Annotated in this window: 18 protein-coding genes and 1 other RNA gene; 11 read left to right on the top strand and 8 right to left on the bottom strand. The window is 66.8% G+C overall.

The features are described from left to right. Positions 1-220: 220 nt before the first annotated feature. The 3 genes from VQ042_RS15090 (at position 221) to VQ042_RS15100 (ending at position 3246) form a co-directional block, all read left to right on the top strand. Positions 221-1441 (top strand): alanine racemase, encoded by a 1221-nt coding sequence (locus VQ042_RS15090; protein WP_331820710.1) that lies wholly within the window; start codon positions 221-223, stop codon positions 1439-1441. 200 nt (positions 1442-1641) lie between these two features. Continuing rightward, positions 1642-2643 (top strand): diguanylate cyclase domain-containing protein, encoded by a 1002-nt coding sequence (locus VQ042_RS15095; protein ID WP_331820713.1) that lies wholly within the window; start codon positions 1642-1644, stop codon positions 2641-2643. Positions 2644-2790: 147 nt separating this feature from the next. After that, on the top strand, positions 2791-3246 hold the full coding sequence (locus tag VQ042_RS15100) for a methyltransferase family protein (protein WP_331820715.1): 456 nt from the start codon (positions 2791-2793) through the stop codon (positions 3244-3246). 12 nt (positions 3247-3258) lie between these two features. Here VQ042_RS15100 and VQ042_RS15105 read toward each other — a convergent pair whose 3' ends face one another. The 3 genes from VQ042_RS15105 to VQ042_RS15115 all read right to left on the bottom strand — a co-directional run bounded on the left by VQ042_RS15105 (position 3259) and on the right by VQ042_RS15115 (position 6296). Next, the gene (locus VQ042_RS15105) at positions 3259-4425 is read right to left on the bottom strand and encodes a GGDEF domain-containing protein (RefSeq protein WP_331820717.1); all 1167 of its coding nucleotides are present in this window, start codon (positions 4423-4425) and stop codon (positions 3259-3261) included. A gap of 118 nt (positions 4426-4543) precedes the next feature. Then, positions 4544-5704 carry a chromate efflux transporter gene (gene chrA / locus VQ042_RS15110; protein ID WP_331820719.1) on the bottom strand — a complete coding sequence of 387 codons (1161 nt, stop codon included), beginning with the start codon at positions 5702-5704 and terminating at the stop codon, positions 4544-4546. 166 nt (positions 5705-5870) lie between these two features. Then, positions 5871-6296 (bottom strand): DUF4112 domain-containing protein, encoded by a 426-nt coding sequence (locus tag VQ042_RS15115; RefSeq protein ID WP_331820721.1) that lies wholly within the window; start codon positions 6294-6296, stop codon positions 5871-5873. 207 nt (positions 6297-6503) lie between these two features. On the opposite strand from VQ042_RS15115, the gene VQ042_RS15120 reads away from it, so the two are divergent. Next, positions 6504-7934 carry a cation:proton antiporter gene (locus tag VQ042_RS15120; RefSeq protein ID WP_331820723.1) on the top strand — a complete coding sequence of 477 codons (1431 nt, stop codon included), beginning with the start codon at positions 6504-6506 and terminating at the stop codon, positions 7932-7934. 6 nt (positions 7935-7940) lie between these two features. Here the strand turns inward: VQ042_RS15120 and VQ042_RS15125 are convergent, their stop codons facing one another. From VQ042_RS15125 to VQ042_RS15135, 3 genes are all read right to left on the bottom strand, one after another. Continuing rightward, positions 7941-9047: an AbrB family transcriptional regulator gene (locus tag VQ042_RS15125; protein WP_331820725.1), complete on the bottom strand. Its 1107-nt coding sequence runs from the start codon at positions 9045-9047 to the stop codon at positions 7941-7943. A 151-nt stretch (positions 9048-9198) separates the two neighbouring features. After that, positions 9199-10587 carry a lytic murein transglycosylase gene (locus VQ042_RS15130; protein ID WP_331820727.1) on the bottom strand — a complete coding sequence of 463 codons (1389 nt, stop codon included), beginning with the start codon at positions 10585-10587 and terminating at the stop codon, positions 9199-9201. A gap of 75 nt (positions 10588-10662) precedes the next feature. Beyond that, positions 10663-11469 (bottom strand): glycoside hydrolase family 25 protein, encoded by an 807-nt coding sequence (locus VQ042_RS15135; protein ID WP_331820729.1) that lies wholly within the window; start codon positions 11467-11469, stop codon positions 10663-10665. Positions 11470-11783: 314 nt separating this feature from the next. Here VQ042_RS15135 and VQ042_RS15140 point away from each other — a divergent pair, with 314 nt between their 5' ends. The 3 genes from VQ042_RS15140 (at position 11784) to VQ042_RS15150 (ending at position 13944) form a co-directional block, all read left to right on the top strand. After that, on the top strand, positions 11784-12488 hold the full coding sequence (locus tag VQ042_RS15140) for a TerB family tellurite resistance protein (RefSeq protein ID WP_442880094.1): 705 nt from the start codon (positions 11784-11786) through the stop codon (positions 12486-12488). Beyond that, positions 12485-13273, top strand: coding sequence for an N-acetylmuramoyl-L-alanine amidase (locus VQ042_RS15145; protein ID WP_331820733.1), 789 nt, complete (start codon positions 12485-12487; stop codon positions 13271-13273). The genes VQ042_RS15140 and VQ042_RS15145 overlap by 4 nt, the downstream gene beginning before the upstream one ends. 164 nt (positions 13274-13437) lie before the next feature. Further along, on the top strand, positions 13438-13944 hold the full coding sequence (locus tag VQ042_RS15150) for a lytic transglycosylase domain-containing protein (protein ID WP_331820735.1): 507 nt from the start codon (positions 13438-13440) through the stop codon (positions 13942-13944). Between the two features lie 244 nt (positions 13945-14188). Here VQ042_RS15150 and VQ042_RS15155 read toward each other — a convergent pair whose 3' ends face one another. Together VQ042_RS15155 and VQ042_RS15160 are read right to left on the bottom strand one after the other, a co-directional pair. Next, a complete protein-coding gene (locus tag VQ042_RS15155) occupies positions 14189-14542 on the bottom strand; it encodes a DUF1428 domain-containing protein (RefSeq protein WP_331820738.1) in 354 nt (117 codons plus the stop codon). Positions 14543-14672: 130 nt separating this feature from the next. Further along, positions 14673-15101, bottom strand: coding sequence for a VOC family protein (locus VQ042_RS15160; protein ID WP_331820740.1), 429 nt, complete (start codon positions 15099-15101; stop codon positions 14673-14675). 60 nt (positions 15102-15161) lie between these two features. On the opposite strand from VQ042_RS15160, the gene VQ042_RS15165 reads away from it, so the two are divergent. From VQ042_RS15165 to rsmH, 4 genes are all read left to right on the top strand, one after another. Next, on the top strand, positions 15162-15941 hold the full coding sequence (locus VQ042_RS15165; RefSeq protein WP_331820742.1) for a winged helix-turn-helix transcriptional regulator: 780 nt from the start codon (positions 15162-15164) through the stop codon (positions 15939-15941). 6 nt (positions 15942-15947) lie between these two features. Continuing rightward, positions 15948-16384: RNase P RNA component class A (rnpB, locus tag VQ042_RS15170), an RNA gene on the top strand. 501 nt (positions 16385-16885) lie between these two features. Next, complete coding sequence (gene mraZ, locus VQ042_RS15175; protein WP_331820744.1) at positions 16886-17347, top strand: division/cell wall cluster transcriptional repressor MraZ; 462 nt, start codon at positions 16886-16888, stop codon at positions 17345-17347. Further along, positions 17344-18384 carry a 16S rRNA (cytosine(1402)-N(4))-methyltransferase RsmH gene (gene rsmH, locus VQ042_RS15180; protein ID WP_331820746.1) on the top strand — a complete coding sequence of 347 codons (1041 nt, stop codon included), beginning with the start codon at positions 17344-17346 and terminating at the stop codon, positions 18382-18384. Before mraZ ends, rsmH begins: the two co-directional genes overlap by 4 nt. The last annotated feature ends 2 nt before the right edge of the window (positions 18385-18386 follow it).

Consider the following 18386-nt stretch of genomic DNA (forward strand, 5'->3'; position numbering starts at 1 on the left):
AGTTTCCGATGCCGAGTTCGCCCGCCTCGACATCACCGGCGACGCCTTCCATCCCGAATGGAACTACACGATCAAGCCAAGACAGCCGGAAGAGTAGCAGTTATCGATGCGGAAATCCTAAGTTGCGCTGCAATGGCGGGGTCGACCGAGGATGTTTCTGCTTCCTGCCTTTGTTCCGCCGGTCCAGCGACCGGGTGTCACCCCAGTGGAGAACCGCCTGTTGCAGAGCTTCAAGTCCGCCAAGGATGCCGCCCTGACGCTCCGGCCCGACGTGCCCGTCTACTGCTTCCGCCCCGCCGTCCTCACCGCCGATGCCGAACGCTTCATGGCGGCGTTTCCGGGCGACACCGCCTATGCGGTGAAGACGAATGGCGAGCCGATGGTGCTGGAGACCCTCAGCCGCGCCGGCGTTCGCATCTTCGACGTGGCCTCGCCTGGCGAGTTCGCCGCCGTGCGCGCTGCCCAGCCCGATGCCGAGATGCTCTACATGCATCCGGTCAAGGCCCAGTCCGACATTCGCCTGGCGCTGGAGACCTACGGCATCCGGGTGATGTCTCTCGACCACGAGGATGAGGTGGTCAAGATCCTGAACGTCGTGCGGGCCCTCGATCTCGACCCCGGCAAGATCACCCTGTTCATCCGCATCCAGACCAAGGGCAGTGCCGCTTACGAGCTGTCGAAGAAGTTCGGCGCGGCGCCAGCCCACGCGGTCGAGCTTCTCCAGCGCTGCCACCGGATCGGCTTCAAGGTCGGCATCTGCTTCCATGTCGGGTCGCAGATCGAGGACCCGGACACCTATGAGCGGGCGCTTGCCTCGGCCGACTGGGTGCGCAACCGCGCCGACGTGCCGCTGGCCGGCATCGATGTCGGCGGCGGCTTTCCGGCCGAATACGGCCACGATCCGCGCCGCAAGAAGCGCGAGATGCCCGGTTTCGGCCAGATCATGTCGCGCCTGACCTCCGACATCGAGGAATGGGGCTTTTCCGACATGCCGCTGGTGGCCGAGCCCGGCCGGGTGGTCGTCGCGCGCGCCTTCTCGCTGATCGTCCGGGTGCTGCTGCGCAAGGGCAAGCGCCTCTACATCAATGACGGAATCTGGGCCTCGCTGTCGGATTCGTGGACCGGCAAGATCACGCTGCCGGCGCGGTTCATTCCCGATCCGGCCCGCCAGAGCCGCAATGGCGACCCGTCGAACATCCAGGCGTTCAAGGTCTGCGGCGCGACCTGCGACAGCGTCGACATCCTGTCGCGACCCTTCTGGTTGCCGGAAACGGTGGACACCGGGGACTGGATCGAGATCGGCCACATCGGCGCCTATTCCCTGTCGCTGCGCACCCGCTTCAACGGCTTCTATCCCGACACATTCGTGGAGGTGACGACGCCCTTTGACGAGGGCGACGCGGCCGAGAGTTTTGCCAGCCTGGAAACCATGGCAGACTGATACGGAAGGCGCGACAGGGAAATATTAAGAACGGGGCGGATACGCTTGTGCGTGATCGCGATGAAGGAGCCGTGTTTCGCAATGCCGACCGCCGTGCCGACCCCGACTGACACCACACCAGACACGCCCGACGTGTTTGGGACGCGTGCGCTCGGTCCATGGGCGGCGGGTGTATGCAAGCAGCACGGGATATCGGCGCGATGATCTTTCGCGCGAACAGCCCCGCTCGCGTCTCGCGCCTGACGGCGGAGCTGGAGGCGAAGTCGCGTCTCATCCGCCAGCAGGCCGCCATGCTCGCGCACGTGACCAAGATCTTCGATCGGGCCTCCGAGGTGGCGCGCATCGGCGTCTGGGAATGTGCGCTGCCGGAGCAGACGTTGCGCTGGACCGACGTCGTCTACGACCTCTTCGAACTGCCGCGCGGATCGCCTCTCGACCGGGATACAATCCTGCAATATTATCCTGAGGAATCGCGGCTGATTCTCGAAGAGATTCGTAGCGAGGCCATCGCCGCACGCGGCGGCTTCGAGCTCGACGTCGAGATCACCACCGCCACGGGCCGGTTGCGCTGGATCCGCATCACCGCCACGGTGGAATGCGAGCAGGGGATGCCGGTGCGCATCTTCGGCATGAAGCAGGACATCACCGAGGAAAAACTTCTCGCCGACCGGATGCGTTATCTGGCCGAATACGACGTCATGACGGGCCTGGCGAACCGCAGCCAGTTCCAGACGCGGCTGGAGCTTGCTGGTGCGGGCACCGATGCCGGTACCGTCGGGGCGCTGATCCTCATCGATCTCGACGGCTTCAAGGAGACCAACGACACGTTCGGACATGCCTTCGGCGACGCATGCCTGAAGGAAACGGCCGCGCGGCTGCAACAGGTGTGCGGGCAGGCCGAACTGGTGGCGCGCATCGGTGGCGACGAATTCGGGGTGATCCTCGGTGGCCATGTCGAGCGGATAACGGTCGAGGTTCTGGCGGCAACAATCGTCGATGTCCTGAACCGCCCCTTCGCGGACAGCGTGGCATCCGATCTCGGCGCGTCAGTCGGCATTGCGCTGGCCGAGCCGGGAACGGAACCGGACATCCTGTTCCGCCGGGCCGATTCCGCCCTCTACGCCGCCAAGGCGGCCGGGCGGCAGACCTATCGCCTGTTCAGCCCGACGATGCAGGACCCGCTGCGCTCGCACGCGGCCTGACCGGTCGGGGGTCTCGGTTCATCCCCAGAGACGATCCGGCGTATTGGCGATCGACAGGATCGCAGATGCCGCCTCCGACCCTCGACAGGCGTGACAGGCCGTCCGCCATCCCATATTCGTCTGACGATCGGACGAAGGGAAACGGACATGTCGATCAGCCACAATTTTCCGGATATTCCGCCGGTCTGGGCGCTCGGCTTCCTGGCGGCCGAAGTCGCGGCGGCGTTCGTGCTGCCGCTCGCCTTTTTCTCGTCGTCGCTGACGACGATGATCGGCATGGGCCTGATCGTGGTGGGGCTTGCGGTCATGGTCTGGTCGGCGCTCTGGTTCCGGCGCAAGCAGACCTCGATCGAGCCGCGCGAGGTGCCGACGGCGCTGATCGTCGAGGGGCCGTACCGCATCAATCGCAACCCGATCTATACGGGCATGGCACTGGGGCTGGTGGGGGTCGCCTTCTGGCTGGGCGCGTTGTCCGCCGTGGCAGTCGCCATCGGCTTTCCCTTCGTGATCACCACCCGCTTCATCCGCGGCGAAGAGGCCGCGCTTCGCTCCGCCTTCGGCCCGCAGGCGGACGCCTATTTCGCCCGCTCGCGCCGCTGGTGAAACACGCGGTCGTCAGGCCGCCGCGGTTTCCACGATGCGGTTGCGACCGGCATTCTTGGCCCGGTAGAGATTGGCGTCGGCCGCGCGCATCAGCCGGTCGAAGCTTCCCATGCTGTCGGCGGAATGGACGATGCCGGCGCTGAGAGTCAGCGCAAAGGTGCCGTCCTCGGACGAAATCCGCGTTGCGGCGACCGTCGCCCGAACGCGGTCCGTCAACAGGAAGGCCTCGGTGCGCGTTACGTCGGGAAGGATCGCCGCGAACTCCTCGCCGCCGATGCGGGCCACGAAGTCGCCCTGGCGAAGCACTGTCGAACAAAGCAGGGCAAAGCGGCGCAGGGCCGCATCGCCGGCGGCGTGACCGTAGCCGTCGTTGATTGCCTTGAAGTGGTCGAGATCGAAGATGACCAGCGCGAATTCGGCCCGGGCGTTCAGCGCCTCCTGCAGCCGCAGTTTGAAGGCGCGCCGGTTGGGGAGTTTTGTCAGTGCGTCGTGCATGGCGGCATGGCGCAGATCCTTCGCCATCCGCTCATAGGCGATCGACAGGATAAAGGCACCGCTGGCGGTCGTGTGGATCACGGCGACAAGAAGATGGATCTGCAGGATGCCTTCGAAGATCAGCTGGGCGTTGTCATCCGGTTGGAGGAAAATCGCCTGGCCGATGCAACCAGCGAAGGACAGCGCCATGATGCCGTAGGCCAGCATCAAACCGCAGCGAGACGGCAGGCCGGATTCCCGGTCCGTGTAGAATTCCCGGGCGGTAGCGGCGGCCTGCAGCATCAGAATGGCGTTCACTGTGCAATAGACCGTCAGGTAGTCGAAATGTGCCGGGATGCCGAACAGCACGACCACGACGAGCGCCGGCAGTATGACAAGTGTCCAGGAGACGCGGCGCCGGGTGAACAGGCGCGCTGCCGTCCAGCGCAGGCCGGAACCGATGACGAGCAGGCTGTTCGGAATGGCCAGGGCGAGGCTCGCTTGCTGGCTCGGAAAAGCCATGTAGCCGAAGAGCGAAGCGGCGATAATGAAGTTGGCGGCTATCCAGACCGGCCAGTACGCTTCCTCGCGTTGCTTGTGCCAGGCCGCATAGAAGGCGAGCCCCATCACGATGAGGATCATGGCATTGGTGAGGAACAGTGTCTGGACATCGACACCAAGGTCCATGTCGACCCGCGAGCTCATCACCATCTCCGAATGTGGTCCTGCGCGAATCGTGCAGCGACGCGGGCAGAGAATGCCGCTTGATACTTAAAGTTTCGCTAGAACAGCACGTTCGTTCCTGGTGCGGTTAATGGATGCTTTACGCGATGGCGACGCTGATGAGGGCGCAGAACAGGACGACGGTCCAGGGGGGCGCCTTCCAGACGACCAGCAGCACGAAGCCGGCCAGTGCCAGGGCGAAATCGGCCGGCGCCCGCACCGCGCTGACAAAGACCGGATCGTAAAGCGCCGCACCCAGAATGCCGACCACGGCGGCATTGGCGCCGCGCATGGCGGCCTGCGCCGTGACGCGGCGGCGGAAGGCGTCCCAGAACGGCAGCGCGGCGACGACGAGGAGCATGCCGGGCAGGAAGATCGCCACGAGCGCGATGGCGGCGCCGGCGATGCCGAAGGCTTTCGGCGAGACGATCGCACCGAGATAGGCGGCGAAGGTGAACAATGGCCCGGGCACGGCCTGGGCGGCACCGTAGCCAGCCAGAAAGGCATCTTCGCTGGCCCATCCGGGCTCGACGACGAAGGCCTGCAACAGCGGCAGGACGACGTGGCCGCCGCCGAAGACCAGGGCGCCGGCCCGGTAGAAGGCGTCGAACAGGGCCAGGGGCCCGGCCCCGCTGGTCGTCGCGGCAAGGATCGGCAACAGGACGAGGAGGATTGCGAAGACGGCAAGTGCGACAAGGCCGACGCGGCGAGACACGGGGATGACGTGGGCCGGCGGCGTGGCCGCCATCCCGGCCCTGCAGAAGACGAGGCCGGTCAGCCCGCCCATGACGATCGCCGCGATCTGGCCGAGCGAACCGGCGACGACGACGACCGCGACCACGGCCACAAGCGCGATGGTCGCGCGGGTTCGGTCGGGGCACAGCGTGCGGGCCATGCCGAAGACCGCCTGCGCCACCACCGCGACGGCGACGATCTTCAGGCCGTGGACGATTGCCGCGCCGACGCCGCTCTCGAAGGCCTGCGCGCCGGCCGCAAAGAGGATCAGCAGGATGGCGGAGGGCAGGGTGAAGGCGGTCCAGGCTGCCAGCGCGCCGAGGGGGCCGGCCCGCATCAGTCCGATGGCGAAGCCTACCTGGCTGGAGGCCGGGCCGGGGAGGAACTGGCAGAGCGCCACGAGGTCGCCATAGCCGGTCTCGTCCAGCCAGAGGCGGCGGGTGACGAACTCGTCGCGGAAATAGCCGAGATGGGCGATCGGCCCGCCGAAGGCCGAAAAGCCGAGCTTGAGGAATGCGCGGAACACTTCGCCGGGCGAGCCTTCTGGACCCCGAACGGGACCTGCCCTGTCTGCGGCTGCCGTCTGTGCCGCTTCCCGTCGATCGACATCACCTGCCTGCGTCACCCGTCATCCCCGCGATTCCCTCATCGCAGGGTGCCACGGATGCATGTCGCCGCGAAGACGAATGACGTCAGCGCTTCGGCGTGATGTCTTTCATCGGCGGATCGCGCAGGGCGTCGCCAAAGGCCGTATCGTCCTCGCCGAAATGCTCAAGGACGATATCGAGATTGCGCCGGTGGGCCTTGAAGAAGACGTCGAAGACGTCGCCCAGGAGCGGAACGACGCCGACGGCGAAGTCGACGCCCAGATTGCCGACCATCTTCGCCAGTTTGTGCCGGGGCAGGCCGAGGCGCCGCGCCTCGTTGATAATATAGACGCCGATCAGGCTGCCGGCCGCGTCGCCGACTCCCGGAATCAGGCCCAGCACTGAATCGCCACCGAAGCGGATGCCGGTACCGGGGATCCGGATCGCCGTGTCCATCAGCCGCGCGACCCGGCTGATGCGCTTGAGGCGCCGCTGGTGTTCGGCGTGGAGGGAAGGATCGGCGGCGGTCATGGACATGTCTCCTGTTCGTGCGTCGCTCACCATATGGGAATGCCCGCGCCGCGAAACAGATGTTGCCGCAAGGTGATAGGGTGAAGTCGGCATGCGCGCGCCGGGCAGGGAACCAGGCGGGCGGGGCGGCGGACACAAGCGGGTCATAGTTCTGCACTTTCGTGCTACCGCCCGCGAATCACGCAGACGGGGCAGAGGGAAGGCGACATGACGGAAGCGGTCACGCAGGCCACGACGAGCGTCGCGCACACGGAAGTTGCGAACGGTGCTCATGGCGCCCACGGGACCGAAACCGGCCTGATCGCCATCGCCATCGTTATTGTCGTCGCGGTGACCGCCGGCCTCGGCCTGATGCGACTGCGCCAGCCCCCGCTGGTCGGCTTCATCCTCGCCGGTGTCCTGCTCGGACCCTCGGCGCTCGGCGTGATCTCCACCTCCAACGAGAACGTCACCATGCTCGCCGAGATGGGCGTGCTGATGCTCTTGTTCTTCATCGGCATGGAACTGTCGCTGAAGGCCTTCGTCGCCTCGCTGAAGCCCGCGGTGCAGATTGCCGGCGGCCAGCTTCTCGCCGCCATGGCGATCGCTTTCGGCCTGATGGCGATCTCCGAGACGACGTTGGCCGAGGCGATCATCCTCGGCTTCATCATCGCGCTGTCGTCGACCGTGGTGGCGATGAAGATGCTGGAGGACATCGGTGAACTGCGCCATGAGCCGGGCCGGATCGCCGTGGCGGTGCTGATCGCCCAGGACCTGGCGGTGGTGCCGATGCTCATCATAGCCACCTCGCTCGGCGGCGAGGAGGCCGTGAGCTGGGGAGCTGTCGGGCTGAAGATCGCCGTGGCGGTCGCCGCCCTCGGCGGGCTGCTGTGGTTCCTCGGGCGCCGGGGCAAGCTGAAACCGTTCTTCGCGGCGGCGGTGGAGGATAATGTCGAGATCCTGGCTCTTGGCTCGCTCGCCTTCTGCTTTGCCGCCGCGGCGGTGTCGGGCCTCGTCGGCCTGTCGCCCGCCTATGGCGCCTTCATCGCCGGGCTGGTGGTCGGCGCCTCGACCCTGCGCTCGCGCGTCATCCATGTGGTCGAGCCGATCCAGGCGCTGCTTCTGGTGGTGTTCTTCCTGTCGATCGGCCTCCTGATCGATCTCGGCTACATCGCCGAGAACTGGGTGCTGGTGCTCGTCGCCTCGTTTTTCGTGATCCTCGCCAAGAGCGTGCTGAACGTCGTGCTCATCCGGCTGGCCGGCCTGCCGCACAAGACCGCCATCGAGGCGGGTCTGTCCATGGCGCAGATCGGCGAGTTCTCCTTTGTCCTGGCGGCGGCGGCCTTCGCCTCCGGCGCCCTTGGCGGCGACGTCTATCGGCTGGCGCTGGCGGTCACCGCCGTTTCGCTGCTGGTCTCGCCCGCCTGGATGGTGGTGATTCGCCATCTGGAGGGCGAGGCGCGCTTCGGCTACGCCGAATTCCGTGCGGCGCTTGCCGAACTCTACGGCGAGCGGATCGAGACCGTGGAAGACATGGGCGTCTGGCTGAAGGTGCGCGCCCGCGCGTTGCGCCGTGCCCTGAGCCGGCGGAAGATCGCCCGGCGCAATGGCAAGGTCGAGACGCAGGAAGCATCGGCCAGCCCGGCCGCCGGCGAATAGCGCCGGCTAGTCGCGAACGCCGAAACGGCGCGCCACGAAGCGCGCGATGGGCGGCCCGGCGACCAGCACGATGACGAAGCGCACCGTCTGCAGCGCCATGACGAAGGGCAGGTCGACCCGGGTGGAGGCGGCGATGATGGCGATGGAATCCATGCCGCCGGGGCTCGTCGCCAGATAGGCGGTCACCGGATCGATGCCGAGCCCGACATGCAGGAGCGCGGCGAGGCCGGCGCAGAAGGTCATTAGGATGAGGATCGAGCCGACGATCCTGGGCAGTGCATGCCACGCATGGGCGAGCACCGCGCGATCGAAGCCGAGGCCGATCTTCCAGCCGAGGACGCCGTAGCCGAGCACCAGGAACCATTCGGGCAGCTGGAATTCCACATAGCCTGCGAGATTGAGCGCGACGCCGATCGCCATGGGCACCAGGAGCGGGCCGGCGGGGATGGCGAGGAAGCGGCCGACCAGCACGCCGAGACCGACAAAGGCCAGCGTCGGACCGAAATGTTCCCAGACCAGCGTCGGAAACCAGACGGCGACCTGAGCGGTCGCCGCCGGCGCATCGTCGCTGATCCAGAACCGGGCCATCAGCGCGGCGGCGATGGCGACGAGGATGACCCGCAGATACTGCATGAAGCCGACGAGGCGGGCATCGGCGCCGAAGGCGTCCGCCATCACCACCATCGCCGTCGCGGCGCCCGGCGACGTGCCCCACACCGCGGTCGTCCCGGGCAGGACGTGCCAGCGACTCATCAGGCCGCCAAGGACGCTGCTTGCGGCGATCACGGCGAGCACCACCCCCACATAGAGCGGCCAGTCGAGGAGGAAGGTCGACAGGATCTGCGGCGTGATTGCTGCGGCGACGAGACAGCCGATCGCCGCCTGGGCGGCGGAATAGGGAACCGGTGATACGGCGATAGACGTGCCGCGCACCGCCAAGAGGATGGCCGCGATCATCGGGCCGAGCAGCATGGCGGCGGGCATGCCGACCAGTTCCAGCGCGCCGCCGATCAGGATGGAGAGCGCCAGCAGTGCCAGCCACTGGATGGCGGCCGGCGGCCTGCGGCCCGGCGTGGCGGCATCGGGCGCGCGGGCGAGGACATCGTCCGTCATCGCGCCGTCCGACAGCCCGCAACCGGGCGGCGGTCGTCATGGGCCGGCCCGCACGGCATCCTGTGGGAGGGAGGGTGAGACGATGGCCGGGTCACGAGCACTTTCTGCCGCCCGGACCGGAGAGGCCGGGATCGATGGACGTAAGCCGTGCTTATCGTCTCGGCAGGCCGATGGCGAGGGCCGGTGCATGACCCGATCGTATCAGGGGGCGGTCCCGCCGGCGATCTGACCGGCGGGACCGCCCGCGTATCAGAGTGCGCGCAGCAACTCCGCGGTCGGCCAGCCGTCGGCCGGCAGGCCGAGGCGGATTTGTTCCCTGCGGACCGCCGCGCGGGTGTTCTCGCCGAGGATGCCGTCGATGCCGCCGGTGTCGTAGCCGAGATCGCTCAGGCGCTGCTGCAGCTGCTTGGTGGCTTCCAGGTCGAGGCCCGNCGCGGGTGTTCTCGCCGAGGATGCCGTCGATGCCGCCGGTGTCGTAGCCGAGATCGCTCAGGCGCTGCTGCAGCTGCTTGGTGGCTTCCAGGTCGAGGCCCGGCTGGGGATTGCCCATGTCGGCCGACGGGGCGCCGGCGAGGCGGGTGGAGAAATAGGCGGCGGTCAGCGAGTAGACCAGCGACTGGTTCCACTTCAGGTAGATGTCGAAATTCGGATAGGCCAGGAAGGCCGGGCCACCGCGTCCCATCGGCAGGATCAGCGAGGCGGGCAACTGGTCGGCCGGCAGGGCCGATCCGTCGGCACGTGTCACGCCGAGCTCGGCGAAGTTCGCGCGCGGCTCCTTGTTGACGAGGGCGGCGCGATCCCAGGGGAACTGCGCGGGCACCTGCACGGCCTCGAGCCAGGGCTCGCCGCCACGCCAGCCCAGCGACTGGATGTACTTGCCGGTGGTGAACAGGACGTCGGCCTCGTCCTTGAGCAGGTCGACCCGGCCGTTGTTGTCGCCATCAGTGCCGAAGGCGAGATATTCTTCAGGCAGTAGCTGGGTCTGGCCGAGTTCGCCGGCCCAAGCGCCCTGCATCTCGGACGGCGCGAGATAGCCGCGGTCGACGAGTTCGATCGCCGCGATCAGATGCGGGCGGAAGAGTTCCGGCCGCCGGCAGTCATGGGCGAGCGTGGCAAGCGCGGCCAGCGTGTCGAACCCGCCGAGGACGGCACCGTAGTCGGTCTCCAGCCCCCAGAAGGCGGCGATGACCGGGCCGGGCACGCCGGTCTCCGCCTCGACGCGCGACAGGACGTTCGCATAGGTCTGCAGGTTTTCCTTGCCCTGCTTCAGCCGGTAGCCATTGACCATGCGGGTGGCGAATTGCTGCCAGTCCTGGGCAAAGACGCCCTGGGCCTGGTCGGCCGCCAGGACCTTCGGGTCGAGGCGCATGTCAGCGATGGCAGCGTCGATGGCGCCGGCGGACAGCCCCTTGGCTTGGGCCTCGGCCCGTACGCCCTGCAGGAAGGCGCCGAAATCGCCGCCGCATTGCTGTGCCGCCGCAAGCGAGCTGCCGGACAACAGGAGCGACAGGGTCAGGGCGAAACGGCTGGCGACGGGCATCGGCGAAATCCTCACGATGATGGCAATGGGCGTTTCCTCCGCGCCTAGGTGATCATCATGGCGCTTTGAAGAACGTCAACGGCGCATCCGGGCCTTCAGCCATGTCGCCCAATCGGCCCGCGTGCCGGCAAAGGCGTTGCGGTCGACGTCGCCGCGAACACCGGGCACCGTGCCGGTTGCGGTGTACTGCCAGAAGCGGAATTTGCGGTTCTCGTAGACATTGTCGGGATGATCGGCGACGGCGCGCACCCAGAATTCGTGGTTGGGGAAGGCGGCGACGAGACGCTCGCGATGGACGTCGATGGGCACGTAGAGGATGGGGCGCTGCCCATAGTGCCGCTCCAGCGCATTCGACATGGCCACGACCTCGCGCACCAGATCATCACGGGGCGGCCGCTTGGTGCAGGTCGGCGAAAAGGGCGTCCATTCGACGTCGATCACCGGGGGCAGGGCGCCCTTTTCCCGCGGGACGTTGTCGATGAACCATTCGGCCTGCTCGCTGCCCGGCCGGCAATGATACCAGAAATGATAGGCGCCGCGCGGCACGCCGGCGGCGCCCGCCTCGCGCCAGTTCTCCAGGAACCGGTCGTCAAGCCGGTCGCCGCCCTCGGTGGCTTTCAGAAAGGCAAAGGCAACGCCTCCGTCGCGGGCCGCGCGCCAGTCAATGTCACCCTGGTACTTGGCGACGTCGATACCGTGCACCGGGTATTCGTGGGATGCCTCGACGGCCATGTCGGAGAGCCCGAGCTCGGCGACGCTGAGCGCCGTCGAGCGACAGCCGGCGAGGGTGAGGACCAGCGCCATGCCGGCCAGGGCCAGGCGGCGGCGCGAGATCCCGCGGCGCGCGGCAGTAAAGGTATTCGTCTCGGGGCGGTCGCGCATCGGGTCTCTCGGGAACTGGCGGGAGATCGCCCATTGTGGCCCCGCTTTGCTCGCAAGGCCACGCATCGGCGACGGCGGTCGGTCTGCGCCGCCCTCCCATGAATCATTTCTGGCTGGAACGAGGCTGGTCGCGGTTGAAAGAAGACGTAATGGCCGGGAAACCAACGGGCGATGGCGCCGTTGACGACAAGATAGCCGGGTCGTGCAGGGTGATGGGCTGTTCGCCGCAGATGCGCGAGCGTCTGTTTGCGTCGCAATGAATGATCGCAGATAATACCAATCTGAATAATGGCCGGGGCGGCGCGATGAACATTCTGACGAGCCTCAACGCGCTGCTGCAGGCTATCCCTTCCGGCAGCCGCGCGACGCTGGACGCCATCTTCGAGAGCATCCGATCGATTTTCGGCGGCGATCGCGAGACCCGCAAACGCGTCGCCTTCGGCGTGGCCGTCATCGCCTTGTCGGCGAAGATGGCCAAGGCCGACGGCATCGTGTCGCAGCGCGAGGTTGCCGCGTTTCAGGACATCCTTGAAATTCCGCCCGAGGAACTGCGCAACGTCTTCCGTCTCTACGACCTTGCCAAGCAAGACATCGCCGGCTTCGAAAGCTACGCCATGCGGCTAAAGGGCCTGTGCCGCGAGGAAGGCGAGACCTGCGAACTCCTGACGGACATCCTCGACGGCCTGTTCCACATCGCCAAGGCCGACGGGCTGGTGCATGAGCGCGAGCTGGAGTTCCTGGCCGCCGTCGCCCGTATCTTCGGGCTGAGCGAGGCCGAGTTCACCGACGTGCGCAATCGTCATATCCTGGGACCGAACAATCCCTACGCGGTGCTCGGGTTGCACCCGGACACCGAACCCGCCGAGACCCGGGCGCGCTATCTGACCCTCGTGCGCGAGAACCATCCGGACCGTCTCGCCGCCCGCGGCGTCCCCGACGAGTTCATGTTCATCGCCACCGAGCGGATGAAGGCGATCAACAACGCCTACAGCCAGATTGCAGGAAAGACCGCGGCTTGAGTCCCGATCATGCCGGCGTCGACGAAATCCGCCCGTCGCCGAACCACACCGAGCGCCGCGACGGGCAGCGGCCCGACATGCTGATCCTGCATTATACCGGCATGGGGACGGGGGAGGAGGCGGTGCGCTGGCTCTGCAACCCCGACAGCGAGGTTTCGTGCCACTATCTCGTCCACGAGGACGGGCGGATCGTGCAGATGGTGCCCGAGGATCGGCGCGCCTGGCACGCCGGCGCCGGAAGCTGGCGCGGCCGCGGCGACATCAATTCCCGCTCAATCGGTATCGAGATCGTCAATCTGGGACACGGCAACGGCTATCCCGATTTTCCGTCCGTGCAGATCGAGGCGGTACAGAGATTGTGTGCCGATTGTGTCGCGCGGCGGCCGATCCACCCGGAATTCGTGCTCGCCCATTCCGATGTCGCGCCTGCGCGAAAGTGCGATCCCGGCGAAAAGTTCCCCTGGCTTCAACTTTTTTCAGCCGGCATCGGCCACGCGGTCGATCCGGCGCCGCTGAAGGGTGGACGCTATCTCGGCCTTGGCGATCGGGGCGAGCCGGTGGCCGCCTACCAATCGCTGCTTGCGGCCTATGGCTATGGGGTGCCGTGCGACGGAACCTTCGACGACGCAACGCGTCTGGCGACGATCGCCTTCCAGCGGCATTTCCGCCAGGAGCGCGTCGACGGCATCGCCGATGCCTCCACGATCGAGACGTTGCACCGGCTTTTGACCACACTGCCGCGGTCGCCGTTTGCCCCTGCCGAAAGCGCTGTCGCCAGCGCCTGATGGCGGTGATTGTTTCACTATGAAATGTTGCGTGATCACTCCGTCACATTCCCGATGATTTTGCGCCGCACACAGCGGTCCTCGCTGATGCGGTCCAGCCGCTTCGAGGGGAAATAGCGCCGGCTGTTCAAGGGGATGGCCGGCAAGGATCATTTGGGGTTTCCATGAACAGACTCACGACCGTGGCACTTGCCGCGACGCTGGCACTCGGCCATATGACGACCACTTTTGCCCAGGATACAGCTACCGAGATCACGGTCGCTCCCATCGAAGTCGCCGCCCTGGAGCGCTTCGCCGACCGGCCCTTCGCCGGCATCATCGCCAAGGAAGCCGCCGCCCATGGCGTGCCGCTGCGCCTGGCCCATGCGGTCATCAACATCGAGAGCAGCTATCGTGCGTCGGTGACCGGCGCCGCCGGCGAAGTCGGGCTGATGCAGATCAAGCCGGCGACGGCACGCGGCATGGGCTTCAAGGGCAGCACCAAGGCGCTCTACGACCCGGCGACCAACGTCAAATGGGGCATGCGCTATCTGGCAGGCGCCGTGCAGCGCGGCGGCGGGACGACCTGCGGGACGATCCTGAAATACAATGCCGGGCACTACGCCAAGCGGATGAACCCGATTTCCCAGCGCTACTGCTCGAAGGTCAAACGCGAGCTCGCGCAGGCCTGATCGGCCGGCACGCGGCGACGACAAGGAAGCGGTCGCGAGGGGCGCGGCCGCTTCCGTCCGGACCCGACGGCGGTCAGTGGGGTGAGTGCTGCCAGCCGCGTGGTCCTTCGGGCATCGCCTCGACATGCGGCTTCGAGCAATGCCGGATGCTGTTTTCAAGGGGCATGAGCCCGTCCGCTCGGCTTCCGCGGCGCGGACTGTCCGGGACGACGCAGGGGACGCAGGAGCGCTTCGTCCCTTGGGGTCAGGCGGCCATGTCGAGGATCACCTCGAAACTGCCATAGATCATCCGCTGGCCGTCGAAGGGCATGTCGCCCGGCTTCATGCGCGGATCTTCCATGATCTTGGCCATGCCGGCGTCGCGTGTCGCCTTGTCGGGCCAGGAGATCCACGAGAACACGACCACCTCGTCCATTTCGGCCTTCACCGCGCGCCGGAAATCGGTGACCTTGCCATCAGGCACGTTGTCGCCCCAGCATTCCACCAAGCGCAGGGCCCCGTGCTCCATGAGCACCGGGCCGACGCGGGCTGCCAGTTCGCGGTAGGCCTCCCTGTTGGCGGCGGGGACCGCGATCACGAATCCATCTACATAGCTCATGCGTTTCCTCCCTTCTTGAATCGTTTGGCCGGTCCCGGCACGGTGGCAAGCCACAGTGCGGGACGCCAGCTTCGACCGGCGCTTGGGCCGGGCGATGGTCGTGTAAGGGCGTATGTGCCCGGATGGCGGATCAGGCGGTCGCCATCTCCGTGTTGGCCGGGACGGCGGCCGGCTCCATCCACATGACTTCCCAGGTATGGCCATCGGGGTCCTCGAAGCTGCGCATGTACATGAAGCCATGGTCCTGCTTCGGGCCCGGGTCCGCTTTGCCCCCGGCTTCGCTCGCCCAGCCGATCACCGCATCCACGGTGTCGCGGCTCTCGACCGAGGTGCAGTGCAGCATCTGCGTGCTGGCATGGGCGTCGGCGATCGGCTTCGACGTGAATTCGCGGAAGCGCGCATGGGTCAGGAGCATTACGTGGATGGTCTCCGAAAACACCATGCAGGCGGCTGTCTCGTTGGAAAAATGGGGATTTCGCTCGGCCCCGACGGCCTCGTAGAAGGCAACGGCGCGGGACAGCTCGGCAACGGGCAGATTGATGAATATCAGGCGGGTCATGGAAACCTCTTGCGATCTAACCTTTGCCATTGATGGCGCATTCAGTTATAAAATACAACAATGAAGTTAGAAAAAATAACTAAAACTCCTGACGCTCGCCAACGCCGCCGATACGAAGATGCCTGTGCCGCTGCCCACGGCATGGATCTCCTTGGCGAACGCTGGGCGCTCCTCGTCGTCCGCGAACTGATGTGGGGGCCGCGCCGCTTCTCCGACCTGCGGTCCGCGCTGCCTGGGATCAGCGCCAATGTCCTGACCCAGCGGCTGGAAGGGCTGGAGGCGGCGGGCGTGCTGGTGCGGCGCCGCCTGCCACCGCCTGCGGCCTCTCAGGTCTACGAGCTGACCGAATGGGGCTATGAGAGCGAACCGATCTTCCAGGCGCTGGGGCGCTGGGCGGTGCGCTCGCCGGCGCATGATCCGTCGATGCCGTTGAGCGCGGCCTCGCTGATGCTGTCGCTACGAGCCATGTTCGCGGCGGAGCGCGTCGGCGGCTTTGCCGCAAGGATCGGCCTGGTGGTCGACGGGCAGGCGTTTCTCGCCGAGGTCGCAAACGGGCGGATCGCCATCGCCGCGAGGGCGCCGGACGAGGCCGATGTGGTCCTGGCGGCCGAGGCACCGGTGATCGGCGGTGCAATCTATGGCGGCGTGCCGCTGGCGGCGCTGGAGGCCGACGGGGTGTTGGAAATCACCGGCGACCGCGCCGTCGCGCAGCGTTTCGTCACACTGTACTCGCTGCCGCCCAAGGTCGGGACGGGACCGGCCTCGGCCCTGCCGGAGCGCCGTGACCCGGTGCGCCATGACGATTTGCCGTTGACTTCGACGGCCGGCCGGAACACGTAGCGGACGCCAGCCGGCTGGGCGGCCGCTCCCGTCACATGTCGAAAGACGGCGGGGGAGGAAAGTCCGGGCTCCACGGAGAAACGGTGCCGGATAACGTCCGGCGGGGGCGACCCCAGGGAAAGTGCCACAGAAAACAGACCGCCCCGCCTGCAGTGCGGCTCGCGAGGATCTCGCAGAGAGCCGCAGTGCTGGCGGGGTAAGGGTGAAACGGTGGGGTAAGAGCCCACCGCGTCTCTGGCAACAGCGACGGCACGGCAAACCCCACCGGGAGCAAGACCGAATAGGAACGACGCGGTCGGTTCGTCGCAAGACGGGTCGCCAGCCCTCTCCGGGCCGGTCGTTCGGGTAGGTTGCTAGAGGCGGCTCGCAAGGGTCGTCCCAGAGGAATGGTCGCCAGGCGGTCATGCCGCCTACAGAACCCGGCTTACAGGCCGGCTGGCACTTTCATCCCATCATCGCCCAACGGGCCGATCGCGAAAAACGCATCGCCGCGACCGGATTTTTCCCGTCTCGGCATGGGACGGCGTCCCCCGTCGCCGCAAGCACCCCGAACTTCAACCGAATTCGCGATCTGGACGGTCCCGTCGGCGCGCCTTGCCGCGCCCGAGCCCCTGGCCATGGGAATTCTTGGTTCGTTTGCAAAACGTCAATGTTAATAGGCCATTAAGGGCAGGATGATAGACAGTCCGGGCGGGTCGTGCGCAGCTGCCGTGGCGGCAATTCCCATTGACGACCAAGAGTGCCCATGATATTCCATAAGCCATCATTCAGGGGTCGTTCGCGACTCCATTCCAGACAGGAAAACACGCGCTTCGGACGGTCTGAGGCAGGTCGTAGACGCCGCAAGTCAGGCAGCGCCGTGGGGTCGGTGCGCCGGTCGATCGGCAGGCAGGCGGGGGCCTTGATGAGATGGGAATCTGTCGCGACGGGCAGCGCTGCGGCTGATGGACTGGTTCCTCTCCAATTACGTCAACAACATCGACTCCAAGGGTCGGGTGTCCGTGCCGGCTTCGTTCCGGCAGGTGATCGCCGCGCGGGGCATCCGCGACCTGTTTGCCATGCGCAGCCTGGCGCTGCCGGTGATGGAAGTGGGCGGTCCGGATCTGCTCGAGCGTTTCGAGCGGCAGATGGATACTCAGGATCCGTTCAGCGAGGCCTATCAGGACCTTGCGCTCTTCGCCTACGGCGACGGCGCCTATCTGAAATTCGATGCGGAAGGGAGGATCGTCGTGACGGACTTCATCCGCTCCCATACCGGGATCACCGACAAGGTCGCCTTCGTGGGCACGCGCAAATACTTCCAGCTCTGGGAGCCGGCGCGGTTCGAGGCGGCACGCAGCGAGGCGAGGGCACGGCTGCTGGCAACGTCGCCAGGCGGCAGGGCGTCTGCGGGAGCACCGGAATGACGGCGGGTCACGACGGGATCGACGGTCCCGTGGTTGGCGGACCGGCTCGCCACATTCCGGTGTTGCTTGCAGAAGTGCTCGACGCGCTCGCCCCGGGGCCGGGCGACGTCATCGTCGACGGCACATTCGGGGCGGGCGGATATACGCGGGCGATCCTGGCGGCTGGCGCGAACGTCATCGCCATCGACCGCGACCCGGCCGCCGTGGCGACGGCGCGCGCACTCGCGCAGGATCATGATGGCCGGCTGACGCCGGTGGAGGGTCGCTTCGGCGACCTGCATCGCATCGTCGAGGCCGAAGCGGCGGGCGGGCTCGTCGACGGCATCGTTCTCGATATCGGCGTCTCGTCCATGCAGCTCGACGAGGCCGAGCGCGGCTTCTCCTTCCAGAAGGACGGGCCGCTCGACATGCGCATGAGCGGCTCCGGGCCAAGCGCGGCCGACGTCGTCAACCGGCTGAAGGTCGGCGACCTGCTGCGCGTCATCGGCATTCTGGGCGAGGAGAAGCAGGCGGGCCGGGTGGCGCGGGCCATCGAGGCGCGTCGGGCCGAGACGCCGTTCACGCGCACCCTCGATCTCGCCGGCGTGATCGGCAAGGTCGTCGGCCGGGCGCCCAAGGACAAGATCGACCCCGCGACCCGCAGCTTCCAGGGACTGCGCATCTTCGTCAATGACGAGCTGGGCGAACTCGCCCGCGCGCTCGTCGCGGCCGAACGGGTGCTCAAGCCGGGTGGCCGGCTCGTGGTGGTCAGCTTCCATTCGCTGGAAGACCGCATCGTCAAGCGCTTCCTGCGCGACCGCTCGTCGCCGCCGTCGGGCTCTCGCCATCTGCCGGACGTCGCGCCGGCGACGCAGACCTTCGAGGCGCGCAACCGCGCGATCGGTGCGAGCGACGACGAGGCGGAGCGCAATCCGCGTGCCCGCTCGGCCAAGCTGCGCTCGGGCATTCGCACCGGCGAGCCGGCGCGCCAGGACGCCGACGAACTGGGGTTCGCCGGACTGCCGTCGCTCGCCGACCTACCTGATACCGGAGTTTGAGG

This window comes from Aurantimonas sp. A2-1-M11 (assembly GCF_036549475.1).
Classification (GTDB): Bacteria; Pseudomonadota; Alphaproteobacteria; order Rhizobiales; family Rhizobiaceae; genus Aurantimonas.

What these genes read in the sequence shown, in the direction of transcription:
- VQ042_RS15155 (WP_331820738.1), bottom strand. Translation starts at nt 14,542, where the DNA reads ATGAGCTATGTAGATGGATTCGTGATCGCGGTCCCCGCCGCCAACAGG.
- rsmH (WP_331820746.1), top strand. Translation starts at nt 17,344, where the DNA reads ATGACGGCGGGTCACGACGGGATCGACGGTCCCGTGGTTGGCGGACCG.
- VQ042_RS15120 (WP_331820723.1), top strand. Translation starts at nt 6,504, where the DNA reads ATGACGGAAGCGGTCACGCAGGCCACGACGAGCGTCGCGCACACGGAA.
- VQ042_RS15095 (WP_331820713.1), top strand. Translation starts at nt 1,642, where the DNA reads ATGATCTTTCGCGCGAACAGCCCCGCTCGCGTCTCGCGCCTGACGGCG.
- VQ042_RS15165 (WP_331820742.1), top strand. Translation starts at nt 15,162, where the DNA reads ATGAAGTTAGAAAAAATAACTAAAACTCCTGACGCTCGCCAACGCCGC.
- VQ042_RS15160 (WP_331820740.1), bottom strand. Translation starts at nt 15,101, where the DNA reads ATGACCCGCCTGATATTCATCAATCTGCCCGTTGCCGAGCTGTCCCGC.
- VQ042_RS15105 (WP_331820717.1), bottom strand. Translation starts at nt 4,425, where the DNA reads ATGAGCTCGCGGGTCGACATGGACCTTGGTGTCGATGTCCAGACACTG.
- VQ042_RS15150 (WP_331820735.1), top strand. Translation starts at nt 13,438, where the DNA reads ATGAACAGACTCACGACCGTGGCACTTGCCGCGACGCTGGCACTCGGC.
- VQ042_RS15115 (WP_331820721.1), bottom strand. Translation starts at nt 6,296, where the DNA reads ATGACCGCCGCCGATCCTTCCCTCCACGCCGAACACCAGCGGCGCCTC.
- VQ042_RS15135 (WP_331820729.1), bottom strand. Translation starts at nt 11,469, where the DNA reads ATGCGCGACCGCCCCGAGACGAATACCTTTACTGCCGCGCGCCGCGGG.
- mraZ (WP_331820744.1), top strand. Translation starts at nt 16,886, where the DNA reads ATGGACTGGTTCCTCTCCAATTACGTCAACAACATCGACTCCAAGGGT.
- VQ042_RS15100 (WP_331820715.1), top strand. Translation starts at nt 2,791, where the DNA reads ATGTCGATCAGCCACAATTTTCCGGATATTCCGCCGGTCTGGGCGCTC.
- VQ042_RS15125 (WP_331820725.1), bottom strand. Translation starts at nt 9,047, where the DNA reads ATGACGGACGATGTCCTCGCCCGCGCGCCCGATGCCGCCACGCCGGGC.